Genomic DNA, 12,059 nt, shown 5'->3' on the forward strand with positions numbered 1-12,059 from the left:
AGGAGCTCTACGTCAGTGCCAAGACCGTCGAGTACCACCTCGGCCACGTCTACACCAAGCTCGATCTCCGCTCCCGCCGTCAGCTCCGTACGCTCATGGCGCCGGTCGGGTGAGGATCTCCGGGCCGTGCCGGATCCGCGGTGGTGCCGCCCGCGTCGAAAGCGGGCCACCACCGCGCCGTTGCCTTCAGGCCCGGACGATGAGTGGCGCGGACGGCCTCAGCCGCAGGGCGACCCGGGTCCCCGCGTGGAAGGACTCCGACGGTCCGGACGGCGTGTCCACCCGCAGGATCTGCCCGTCGCCGTGTTCCAGCCGCACGCTCAGCCGGGTCACCGGCCCCAGGAAGCTACGGGTGACCACGACGCCGGTCAGGTCGTCCCCGGGCCCGGACGCCTCCAGCCGGATCTCCTCCGGCCTGACGATCACGTTCACCTTGCTGCCCGGAGGCAGTGCGCGCGCGGCAGGAGCCGGGATCCGCCGGCCGTACACCGTCACGGCTTCGCCGTCGGCGGTTCCGGGGAGGAGGTTGCTCACGCCCACGAACTGGGCGACGAAGACGGTGGCCGGTTTGTTGTAGATCGTGGAGGGCACGTCCAGCTGCTCCAGCCGGCCGTCGGACATCACCCCGACCCGGTCGGAGATCGCGAGGGCCTCCTCCTGGTTGTGGGTGACGAACAGGGTGGTGGTACCCAACTCGGTCTGGATGCGGCGGATTTCCTCCCGCAGGTTCACCCTGACGTTGGCGTCGAGCGCGGACAGTGGTTCGTCCAGCAACAGGACTTTCGGGGCGACGGCCAGTGCGCGGGCGAGTGCCACCCGCTGCTGCTGACCGCCGGAGAGCTGGTGGGGGTATCGCCTGCCCTGTGCGGAGAGGCCGACGAGGTCGAGCAGCTCGGCGGCGCGCGTCCGGCGGGTGGCGGGCGGCTGTCTGTGGACCCGCAGCCCGAATTCGACGTTGCCGAGGGCGGTGAGGTTGGGGAACAGGCTGTAGCTCTGGAAGACCATGCCCATGTCCCGCTTGCTCGGCGGCACATGGGTGATGTCCCGGCCGTTCACCACCACCCGTCCGCCGTCCGCCGACTCGAACCCCGCGATGATGCGCAGGGTGGTGGTCTTGCCGCAGCCGCTCGGGCCCAGCAGGCTCACGAACTCGCCCGCCCTGACGGACAGGTCCAGTCCCTCCAACGCGCGGGTGCCGCCGAACGACTTGCGGACCGCCTGCAGTTCCAAGTGATCCATTCTCAACGTCCTCCTGGTCTCGGACCGGCGCCGTTCAGCGGGGGTTCCGGTGGCGGTGGCGTCCGATGAACGAGATCGCCAGCAGCAGGGCGACGGCGAAGAGGATCGCGGCCAGGGACACCGCGATGGCGAGCGCGGCGTCCACCTCGCCGAGCAGATTGATCTCGACCTGGAGATTGTCGAAGTTCAGCAGCGACGCGAGGGTGAACTCGCCCAGGACCAGTGCCACCGCCAGGAACGACGCACCGGCGAGTGCACCGCGGATGTTCGGCACGACCACGCGCAGGATCACGGTCGGCCATGAAGCCCCCAGCCCCCGCGCCGCCTCGGTCAGTGTCGGGAGGTCGATGGCGCCCAGGCCCGCGTCGATGACCCGGTAGGAGAACGGCAGGACGAGCACCACGTACACGAACGTGAGGGTCAGGGGAGTGTCGCCCAGCAGATAGGTGACCCAGGCGTAGACCGGGGCGATCCCGACGACCAGGACGATGGCCGGGATCATCAAGGGAAGCAGGCACAGGAACTCCACCAGCCGGCGCAGCCCGGGCAGCCGGAGCCGGACCCAGGTGACCGTCGGGACCAGAAGCAGGAGCATCGCCGCCACCGTGAGACCGGCCAGGGTGAGCGAGGTGATGATCGCGGAGGTCAGCGCCGGGGTGTGGCCGATCGCCCGCCATGCCTGCAGGCCGTGCCGCCCACCGGCTTCGCGGGTGCTGAACTCCAGCATCGCGAGGAGCGGAAGGAGGAAGAACACCCCGAGCGGGAGCAGGACCGCCACCCGCAGCGCCGCCGTGTGCCGTCCGGCGCCCGGCCGGGAGGCGGTGCGCTCCCGCGGTTTCGCGGCGGACAGCGGTGCCGGGTCCATCCCGGTGGGCCCGGTCATCGCAGCCACCGGGAGGCGCGGCGGAGCAGCAGGGCGTACAGGGCCATGACGATCGCGACGACGACGATCATGCTGAATCCGAGCGCTTTGCCGATGTTCTCCCTCCCCAGCAGCACTTCGCTGATGAAGAAGCCCCGGATCTCCAGCGGAACGATCGGACTGCCCTGCGACACCAGCGCGGCCGCGGTCGCGTACGCGGAGAAGGCGTTGGCGAACAGCAGGAGTCCGGCGCCGAGGAAGGATGGCGTCAGCACCGGCGCCGCCACCCGCCGCCAGTACTGCCAGCTCGAGCCGCCGAGGCTCTGGACGGCCTCCCGCCACTGCGGGCGCAGACCGTCGAGGGCCGGCAGGAAGACGATCACCATGAGGGGGATCTGGAAGTACGAGTAGACGAGGATCAGGCCGGGCAGGTCGAACAGCCACACGCCGTGGGAGTAGAGGTCGATGCCCAGGTGATCTTTGAGGAACTGGGTCACCACCCCGGTCAGACCGATGGTCGCGATGAACGCGAACGCCAGGGTGACCCCTCCGAACTGGGCCAGCACCCCGCAGAGCGATGTCACCGTCCGGCGCAGCGCGCCGTCGGGTCGCCCGCTGGAGACCGCCCAGGCGAGCAGTGATCCCAGCACCATGCCGATCACGGCGGTGGCGGCGGACAGTTCGAGACTGCGGGTGAACGCTTTCAGGTAGACGCCCTCGGTCAGGGCGGTGACGTTGGCGGTGGACGGCTGTCCGGCGTCGTCCTGGAAGGCCCCCACGATGACCACCAGGGTGGGGTAGATCAGGAAGACACCGACGTAGGCCAGGAACGGGAGCACCCCGAGGTAGTCCATCGATGAACGGAGCCGGGCACGGATCCGGCGTCTCCGGTCCCGGGGGCCCCGCCCCGGGACCGGTGTGGTGGTGGCTGTCATCGTCAGCCGACGGCGCTCGCCCAGTTGTCCGACAGGTACTGCTTGGCCGCGGTGACCTGATCCTGGGTGAGGAACACGGGTTTACCGCTGACCGGGGGGAGCTTGGCGAAGGCAGCCTGGTCGAGGGTGCCGGCCTTCTGCATCGCCTCGGCGCGGACCGGGTGCGCGAAACCCTGGAGGAAGTTGTTCTGCCCCTGGTCGGAGTAGAGGAACTCCTCCCACAGCCGGGCCGCGGCCGGGTGCGCCGCGTTCTTGTTGATGGCCTGGGCGTAGTAGGAGCCGACGACGCTGTCCTCGGGGACCACGACCTTCCAGTCGACCTTGCCCGCCAACGAGGCCGCGGTGGCGGCGTGCAGGTAGTCCCAGTCGAAGACGACCGGGGTCTGGCCGCTGGAGATCGTCGCCGGGGTCGGGTTGAGCGGCAGGAAGTTGCCCTGCTTCTTCAGCTCGGAGAAGAAGTTCACGCCGGGTGCGATGTCGTTCGCGGAGCCGCCGCTGCCGAGCGACGCGGCGACGACTCCGTAGAACGCCGAAGCCGCCTGCGTCGGGTCGCCGTTGAGCACGACCTTGCCCTTGTACTCGGGCTTGAGCAGGTCCTGGATCGATGTGGGGGCGGGAACCTTGGATGCATCGTATCCGATCGACATGTAGCCGCCGTAGTCGCTGGTCCACAGCCCGGACGACTCCTTCAGGTTGTCCGGGACGTCCTTCCAGGTCTGCACCTTGTACGGGGCGAAGACATCGGTGTTGGCCAGGACCACGTTCTGTCCGAGGTCGAACACGTCTGGGACACGGTCGGTGCCGTTGAGCTGCTTGGCGGCGTTGATCTCCTCCTGGCTGGACGCGTCGGGCTGGCTCGACTCGACCTTGATGCCGTACTTCTGGGAGAACTCGTCGATGCTCTTGCCATAGTTCGCCCAGTTGGGGGGCAGGGCGATGACGTTGAGCTTGCCCTCCTTCTGAGCTGCGGCCACCAGGCCGTCCATGCCGCCGAAGTCGGACACCGATGTCGCGGAGGCAGGCTGACTGCTGCCGTTGTGCGAGGACGGTGGCGAGCTGCATGCGGTGGCCACTACGAGCGAACCCACGACCACGCAGAGAGTGAAGCTGACATGTTTCCGCCGCACAGGTTGACCTCCTCGTCGAGGACGGCGCCGGTCCTCCGGTGCGTCCTGCAGCGGGGAACCGGGCCATGGTGTGTGCCGAGTCTCGAGGCCTGGCCGACCGGCGCCTCGTACGCTTCGAGGGGTTCAACAGCGGCCGGGCCCGGACAGGGTCGGCCCGTCACTGAGTAAGGGCGAGACACCTGACCGTCATATGAGCCGGACCCTCATCCACATCATCCTCTCCGCACGGAGGCCTTGCGCTGGAACGACTTTCGTGCACAACGCGTCGTCAAGCCTACTCGACCGGACCGGTCCGGTCGCAGGAACAGAAAGGTGGTGTCGACCGGCCGTTTCGGACCGCGAGCGGAGACCGAGGCCCCCACCGGAGGCCGTCACGGCGGGACGCCTGCACTCCGGGACACGACGCTGCCCAGGACCGTCACGAATGGTCACGGAACGTCGCGGGTGGTCCTCGCGATGCGGGGAGCACCATCCGGCGCCGCCGTTGGCATAGGGATACGCACCTGTGGAGCGCGCATGAAGGTGCCGCCGTGCTCCTGAGCAGGTCATGAGCACGGCGGCACGGGTACGGGGACGGCGCGGCGTCCGAGAGCGGCGCCGTCAGGCGGCGGAGATCCGGGAGAGGATCGCGTCGACGACCACCGACGGCTGGGAGACGGCCACCGCGTGGCTGGCCTGGGCGACGACGACATCGGCGCCGATCCGCTCCGCCATCCACTTCTGCGCCTCGGGGGCGACGGTGCGGTCCTGCTCGCAGAAGACGTAGGTGGAAGGGAGGGACTTCCACGCGGGCGGGCCGCTCGGCGTGGAGAGACAGGCCGGCGCAGCCGGGCCCTGGGCGGCGGCCATGGCGCGAGCCTTGGTGAGGGGGACGTCACCGGCGAAGAGCTCCGGGAAGACCTCGCGCTTGAGGGTCGCATAGCCCTCCGCGTCGGCCACGACGTTCTGCAGCCCGTCCGACGGGGCGAACCGCCCGAGGATCTCGCCCGCGGCCTCCCCTTCGTCGGGTGCGACTGCGGCCACGTACACCAGGCCGACCACGTCGGAGGAGCCGGACGCGGCGCCTGTGATGACCATGCCACCGTAGGAGTGGCCCGCCAGGACGACCGGTCCCTGAATCTGTGCCAGCGCCCGTCGCACCGTGGCGATGTCGTCCGCGAGGGAACTCAGCGGAAGCTGGACGGCGGTGACCTCGTGCCCGGCTTCCTGGAGGCCGATCGTCACCGGCTCCCAGCTGGAGCCGTCCACCCAAAGGCCATGTACGAGTACGACGTGAGTCATCGGTATCCCTCTCGGGTCGGTGCGGGATCCTGGCCGCCCGCGGCTGCCAGGGTTCTGCTGCGATGCCGGGCGTCGGCCCGCAGCAGAGGCTTTCGGCGGTTGCCGATTGCGAAGTCAGACGCCTGCTACCGGTCCGGTGGTCCCAACACACCGAACAGCGACAGGTCCGTCTACCAGGTGGCGCAACGTCGGCCGGCGGCCGGGGCACGGCTCGAAGCGCGTGCGTTGCTACAGCACAACAGTCCCATGGTTCGCCGGGCGCAGCACTGCCCGAAAGGGCACCCGGTGGTGCAGAGGGCGTGCCCGAACCGCCTGCCGTCCGTGAGGTTTGGCGGCGGGCGAACAGCGTGCGTGCGGCGTCGAGCCGGACGCAGCCGGCGTGATCTCCGCACCGGAGCCGGCGATCTGAGCAGCGCTCAGGACGGGAGCACACCCGCTGTGGCACTTCATCGGGTCACAGCCGACGGGGAGAGGTTCCGCGTTCGAGTACATCGACGGACCCGAGATCGTCGCGCACCACCCGCGTCGACTGTCCCAAGGCCTCGACCGAGTCGTCCGCCCCCACTGAGCGGGATCCGGACCGGTCGTGACGTCACCGTAGTGGCTCGTTCTGCCGGCGGTCGAGGCCCACCAGAATTCATCCGGGCGCGGAGGCCTGCCCGTGCAATCGAACCGGCTTCTCCGCCCTGCCTGATGAAGCAGCTCGTGCCGCCTCTCGGTACGCAGATGCGCTGCCCTGTCCGCGCACCCTCTCTCCACCCGGCCCCGACCGAAGATGCAGCGTCGCGCCGAATACCGCGGAATCACGGCGCTGCCCGACCGGGAAAAAGGATGCAGCTGAGGTGATTCGGGCGTCGAAGCCCTCGTCAGACGTGCTTGAGGGGCGGTCAGACGTGTGCCTATGGTCAACGCGTCCAGACGGACATTTCCCTCCGTCAGCGTCCGGCCCACGTCCAGTCGGCCCGGACCGGTCCTGCGACTCGGAGGGGACTGCTCGCACCAAGGCAGTGCGGGGGAGCAGAGCCACGGGCCGCTCTCCGGCGGCCGGGGCGCATACCGCGATTCGCGCGGGCAGGCCGATTCCGGCCGGCAGCCCCGCAGCTCACCCCGCAGGCGTATGGAAGGAGATCATCATGATCACTCAATCGATCGGCAAGCGGTCCCGAACGTGGGCCGGGTTGCTCACGATTTTCATGGCGCTCGTCGCCATCCTCATCCCCGTGTCGGCCATGTCGTCCGCGCACGCGGCCTCGGTCAGCACCTGGGACAAGGTGGCCGCCTGCGAAAGCAGCGGAAACTGGTCCATCAACACGGGTAACGGATTCTACGGTGGTCTCCAGTTCACCCAGAGCACATGGCAGGAATTCGGCGGCGGAGCGTATGCGGATCGAGCCGACCACGCCACGAAGGACCAACAGATAGCCATCGCCGAGAAGGTGCTGGCCGTTCAGGGGCCCGGAGCGTGGCCCGTCTGCTCCAAGGTCGCCGGACTGACGGCAGGCGGCTCTCCCGCAGTCACCAACACGGACTCGTCGTCCAGCACCACTGACCAGTCGACGACCCAGAAGCAGGCCCCCGCCTCGACCTCCACCGACCACAAGAGCACCTGGCAGGACAACTCGACCGACCAGTCCGCGCAGGCCCAGGCCCACGGCAAGGCCGCTTACACCCACTCCCAGGGCGGCGACTACACGGTGCAGACCGGCGACACCCTCTCCAGCATCGCCTCGGCACATCACGTGGCCGGAGGCTGGCACGCGCTCTACGACCACAACCATTCCACCGTCGGCGGCGACCCCGACACGATCTACCCGGGTCAGCACCTGAATCTGTGACCCAGCCCGTTACCACCGGCCAACCAGATCGGTGACGACCGATCGATGCTCCACCGCAACGGCGTTGACAGCCCATCGATGAGCCAGATGACCGGCGTGCTCCCTTCGAGCAATCGCAGTCCGCTGCAGGTCCGACCAGCTGATCAGCTCCCCCATCGTCTTCCGCAAGCTCCGTATTCGCAGCGGCCACACCCCGGGTCCGTGCGGTACACCCCCTGACAGCGGCCCCATCACCCGTGGCCCCACGTCCAGAGAGCCCCACTCCCGAGGTCCGCCTCCAGGAGCCGCGTCAAAGGAGTTCCCACCACCCGGAAGTCCAGGCGCAGGAGTTCCCGGCATCACGAGTTCACAGCATCAGGAGTTCACAGCAGGAGCCGCGCTGCAGAGACAGACGTCCCACCTGAAGGACCGCGTCGTAGGAGTTCCCACCACCCTGGGGGCCCAGGCGCAGTAGCTCCCACCACCCGGGAGCGGAGCCCGGAGCAACCGTCGGACCCGAACCCCGCGCTCACCCACCGACTACCTTCACCAGTGATCATCCGAGGTGCCGCGGCCATCCCGGTCCGGACACCGAAGGCCCCAACGCCTCTGTGCAAGAGAGCAGGTGACATCGAGTCGTTCACTGTGTCGACAACCGGATCGCCACATCAGCGAGACCGTCCGAACACCGACAGGCTCCCGAGAACGCCAGTCCCCAGGAGACCTGCCGACGCCCCACCGAAATCGCAGCCATCGCAGGCACCGACTGTGCAGTCGGATCCGGATGGACACGCGTCGCCGACCTGATCGGCGCTCGCCCGACCCTTGACACTGGAATCAGTTCACCAGAGCCGTGCGTTCGACGCCCGGATCCGTGGGACTGACGGCCTGAAGGCACATACAGTCCGGCCAACCGCCCGTCCTGTCGGTCGACCGCAGCCGGATTCCGTCCACGAGCACCTCGATGGACGCGGTGGTCCACGCCGCCGTTGTGCTTCCCACCGCAGGCGTCTGTCACACGAGCGGCTCTGGCGGGGACGATCGCCCGGTCGCCGGTGTGACGACATGGGGCGTCCGTACCTTCGGACGGGTTCCGGCTGCGGAGAACATCCCCGCTGCGGGTCAGCGGGCGGTGGACCGTGCCGCGTCGAGGATGACGTTCGTCACCTCGGCCGGGTGCGAGACGGCAGCCGCATGGGAGGAGTTGACCTCGGTGGTGCGAGCACCGATGTGCTTGGCCATGTCGCGCTGTGCGGCCGGCGGAATGGTGTTGTCGTTCTTGGCGACCAGGTACCAGGAAGGGATGTCCTTCCACGCTGCGGCCTTGCTCGGGGCTGCCAGGCTCGACGCGTCGACGGGTCGCTGCGTCGCGGCCAGCACGGCGGCGGTGGACGCGGACACATCACCGGCGAACGCCTCGCGGAACTTGTCAGGCTTGACGTAGAGCTCCGAACCGGTGCTCCCGTCCGGCAGCGTGTACGGCTGCGGGTTGAGGGCTTCGGGAAGCTTGCTGCCCGGATAGGCGCCGAGGATGGCGTTGGCGCTCTGCCCCTCGTCGGGGGCGATCGCGGCGACGTAGACGAGGGCCTTGACCTCCTTGTCCGCGGCCGCGGCGTTGGTGATCACCTCGCCGCCGTAGGAGTGGCCGACCAGGACGACGGGGCCCTTGATGTTCTGCAGCACGCTGGCGATGTAGGCGGAGTCGCTGTCCAGGCCGCGCAGCGGGTTGGCAGGGGCGACGACCGGGTAACCCAGGTGCTGGAGGTTCTTGGCCACGCCGTTCCAGCTCGACGCATCCGCGAATGCGCCGTGCACCAGGACGATGGTCGGCTTGTCGGCCGAGGATGCGGGCGCGGGGGAATCCGCGAACGCTCCGGTGCCGGCGAGGATGGAGACGCCTACGCCGGCGGCGGCGACGCTCGCAATGACTGCGGTGCGACGGATTTTCATGAGATCGCCTTTCCCTGGACATGCTGCTGCCCAGCGGGTCATGGGGACCCGTCTGCAAGGGGGGTTGCGTTAATTAGGTAGACAGACTGGTCTGTCTACCTGTGTTGGAGCGTACGGATTCCGAACGCAAGAAGCAAACGAGAGGCGAAACCGACAGAGGTGACGCCGGTCACCGTGCCCGCAGGTCCGCGGTGCGGATCTTCTGGATCAGCAGCTCTACGCGCTCGTCCACGGAGGCGAAAGGCTCCTTGCAGCTCACCGGCGGATGCGGCGGGATGTCGAGACGGAGCTGGACCCAGTCCACGTTGAAGGTGCAGTCGTGCTCGCGGGCCGCACGGATGAAGTCGCCGCGAAGACGCGCCCGAGTGGTCTGGGGCGGTACGGACTTGGCCCGGAACACCTCGATATCGGTGGTCACCCGGGCGGCCTGCCCCTTGTTCTGCAGGAGGTAGAACAGGCCTCGCCGACGGTGGATGTCGTGATAAGCGAGATCGATCTGGGCAATCCGGGGGTCGTCCAGACCCAGCCCGTGCTTCTCGCGGTACCGCTCGATCAGCCGCTGCTTGATGATCCAATCGATTTCGGTCGACACCCTGCCGAGGTCGCCGGTGCGGATGGCGTCGAGGGTGCGCCCCCAGAGATCCAACACCTTGTGAACGGACGGGTCCGAGCTGCCCTCCGCCTCGACGAAGTCCATGGCCTGCGTGAAGTACTCCTCCTGGATCTCCAGAGCGCTGGCCTGCCGGCCGTTGGTCAGGGGGACGAGGTGTCTGCCGGTGGGGTCCAAGCTGATCTCGTGAATGGCACGGACCGGATTCCGCATGCCGACGCCTCGGAACTTCGCCCCGGATTCGATCAGGCGGAGTATCAGATCCGTGGCCCCCACCTTGAGCAGAGTGGTGGTCTCGGACATGTTGGCGTCGCCGACGATCACATGCAGCCGACGGTAACGGCCGGAGTCGGCGTGCGGCTCGTCACGGGTATTGACGATCGGCCGCGACCGTGTGGTCGAGGACCCGGAACTCTCACAGATGAACTCCGCGCGCTGGCTCACACTGAAGCGCGCCCCACGCACCGTCTTGACCACCCTGCCGGCACCGCAGATGAGCTGACGGGTCACCAGGAACGGGAGCATCTTCTCCACCAGACCGGGGAAGTCGCTCTCCCTCCGGATCAGGTAGTTCTCATGGCAACCGTACGAGTGCCCGTCGGAGTCGGTGTTGTTCTTGAACGCGTAGATGCTGCCGGGAGTCTCCGCCCGGCGCATCTGCTGCTCGGTCTTCTCGATCAGGCCTTCGATGATCCGCTCGCCCGCCTTGTCATGCGTGACGAGCTCCCGCAGATCGTCACACTCGGGCGTCGCGTACTCCGGATGCGCCCCGATGTCGAGGTAGAAGCGGGAACCGTTCGGGAGGAAGAGATTCGTCCCGTGACCGGGCCACGCCAGGTGCCGGAACAGCCTGCGGGCGATCTCGTCGGGCATGGGGCGTTGCAGCGGCGGAGAGGTGCAGATGAGGCCGTACTCGTTCTCCAGGCCGAAGAGTCGGCGGACCGGGGTAGCGCTCATCATGTGCCTTCGAACTGGGTGATCGTTACGCGGGACACCTCAAGTGTCGATCGGTGCCGCGGCTCGAGTCCTTCCCCTCACGGCTATCTGATAGGGCAGGGAATCCTTGCGCACCCGTGCTGCCGGAAGGCCGACGGCCCCACTCGAGGACGTCTCAGATGGTGAATCAGATAGCGGATCAGATGGCGGATCAGATGGCGAACAGACCTATGAGCACCTTGACGAACGAGCTGAACCCGTTGCCGGTCAGAGCCGGGTTCCCCTCGACTTCCTTGACGAGTGCGGCGGAGGCGCTGGAACCGTGGACACCATCGCCGCTGTACGTGGCGGTGACGTGATGAGAGCCGAGCGCGTACGGGCGTGCCAAGGTCAGGGTCGCCTCGCCGTCAGCCGTGAGGGGCACCGTGCCCAGTGTCCGCGTGCCGTCCTTGAACGTGACGGTTCCCGTGGGAGGAGGCGGTGTCGGGGGAGGCAGGATGACGACACCGGGGCGGCCGGGCGACGCAGGTTGCGCCGGGCCGGCGCTGCGGGTGACGGTGGCAGTGAAGGTGACCTTCTGTCCGGCCTTCCACACCTCGGGAGCCGATGCCAGCGTGGTGACGGTCGCCTCCATCGAGACGGTCACCGACACATCGGCGGAGCCACCGGCGTAGCGGCCGTCACCGCTGTAGACGGCACGGAGAGCATGAGCGCCGAGCGTCAGCCGGTGTCCCGCCGACACGGCGATGCCGTCGACGATGCGGGCCGTTCCTGCGTCAGCGCCGTTGTCGGTGAAGCTGATCGTGCCGCCGGGAGCCGGGAAGGCGGATCCGGCGTCGGGGTTCGGCGGATCCGGTGGCACGTGCGACGGGGAAGGCGCTGGGTCGGACGTCACCGACACGATGAATGCGGCCGGTTGCCAGGCGGTCGCCGAGGTGAGGTTCAGTCGCAGGGACACCCGGCGTGCGGGGGGATCGGCGGCGTGCGCCGAGGTCACGCTCACCACGCCGCCCAGCAACAGCACGCCCACCACACTTGGCGCCAGCGCCGCGCAGGTGTCAGGCCATACCGCACGCGAGGCCTTGGGGACAGGTCGCGGATGCATCGCGCGTACCGGTGAGGCCGACGTCGCGAGTTCCGAGGAGGGAGCGTCGAGGCGTCCGAGCCCACGGAGCCACCGCTTGGCCCGGGACTCCCGTGTCCGGGGCTCAGGGGTGCGAGGCCCTGGAGAGATTCCGACTGCCATGCGGTGGCTCTCCTTGGGTGTCAGTTGCGGAATTTGCGGTAGAGGGCGGTTCCGGTGAT

At 68.3% G+C, this 12,059-nt stretch carries 10 protein-coding genes; 2 read left to right on the plus strand and 8 right to left on the minus strand.

Annotated elements, in window-relative coordinates; all coding sequences use genetic code 11:
- Window positions 1-113 (plus strand): LuxR C-terminal-related transcriptional regulator (locus AA75_RS53920; RefSeq protein WP_368666548.1); only part of this gene is annotated, 113 nt, incomplete at its 5' end.
- A gap of 73 nt (window positions 114-186) precedes the next feature.
- Here AA75_RS53920 and AA75_RS06535 read toward each other — a convergent pair.
- From AA75_RS06535 to AA75_RS06555, 5 genes are all read right to left on the minus strand, one after another.
- Window positions 187-1,239, minus strand: coding sequence for an ABC transporter ATP-binding protein (locus tag AA75_RS06535; RefSeq protein WP_033818826.1), 1,053 nt, complete (start codon window positions 1,237-1,239; stop codon window positions 187-189).
- Window positions 1,240-1,273: 34 nt separating this feature from the next.
- On the minus strand, window positions 1,274-2,122 hold the full coding sequence (locus AA75_RS06540) for an ABC transporter permease (RefSeq protein WP_233288943.1): 849 nt from the start codon (window positions 2,120-2,122) through the stop codon (window positions 1,274-1,276).
- Entirely contained in the window at window positions 2,119-2,955 is an 837-nt protein-coding gene (locus tag AA75_RS06545) for an ABC transporter permease subunit (RefSeq protein ID WP_033818827.1), read from the minus strand. The genes AA75_RS06540 and AA75_RS06545 overlap by 4 nt, the downstream gene beginning before the upstream one ends.
- Before the next feature lie 83 nt (window positions 2,956-3,038).
- On the minus strand, window positions 3,039-4,040 hold the full coding sequence (locus tag AA75_RS06550; protein WP_233288944.1) for an ABC transporter substrate-binding protein: 1,002 nt from the start codon (window positions 4,038-4,040) through the stop codon (window positions 3,039-3,041).
- A 723-nt stretch (window positions 4,041-4,763) separates the two neighbouring features.
- Entirely contained in the window at window positions 4,764-5,444 is a 681-nt protein-coding gene (locus AA75_RS06555) for an alpha/beta hydrolase (RefSeq protein WP_033818829.1), read from the minus strand.
- Window positions 5,445-6,577: 1,133 nt separating this feature from the next.
- Here AA75_RS06555 and AA75_RS44750 point away from each other — a divergent pair.
- Complete coding sequence (locus AA75_RS44750; RefSeq protein ID WP_033818830.1) at window positions 6,578-7,279, plus strand: transglycosylase family protein; 702 nt, start codon at window positions 6,578-6,580, stop codon at window positions 7,277-7,279.
- Between the two features lie 1,101 nt (window positions 7,280-8,380).
- Here the strand turns inward: AA75_RS44750 and AA75_RS06565 are convergent.
- The 3 genes from AA75_RS06565 to AA75_RS06575 form a co-directional block, all read right to left on the minus strand.
- The gene (locus AA75_RS06565) at window positions 8,381-9,208 is read right to left on the minus strand and encodes an alpha/beta fold hydrolase (RefSeq protein ID WP_033818831.1); all 828 of its coding nucleotides are present in this window, start codon (window positions 9,206-9,208) and stop codon (window positions 8,381-8,383) included.
- 169 nt (window positions 9,209-9,377) lie between these two features.
- Complete coding sequence (gene pafA / locus AA75_RS06570) at window positions 9,378-10,775, minus strand: Pup--protein ligase (RefSeq protein WP_033818834.1); 1,398 nt, start codon at window positions 10,773-10,775, stop codon at window positions 9,378-9,380.
- 190 nt (window positions 10,776-10,965) lie between these two features.
- The gene (locus AA75_RS06575; RefSeq protein ID WP_158515449.1) at window positions 10,966-11,778 is read right to left on the minus strand and encodes an Ig-like domain-containing protein; all 813 of its coding nucleotides are present in this window, start codon (window positions 11,776-11,778) and stop codon (window positions 10,966-10,968) included.
- Between the last annotated feature and the right edge of the window lie 281 nt (window positions 11,779-12,059).

Origin of the sequence: Kitasatospora sp. MBT63 (genome assembly GCF_000710465.2) — a bacterium.
Classification (GTDB): domain Bacteria; phylum Actinomycetota; class Actinomycetes; order Streptomycetales; family Streptomycetaceae; genus Kitasatospora.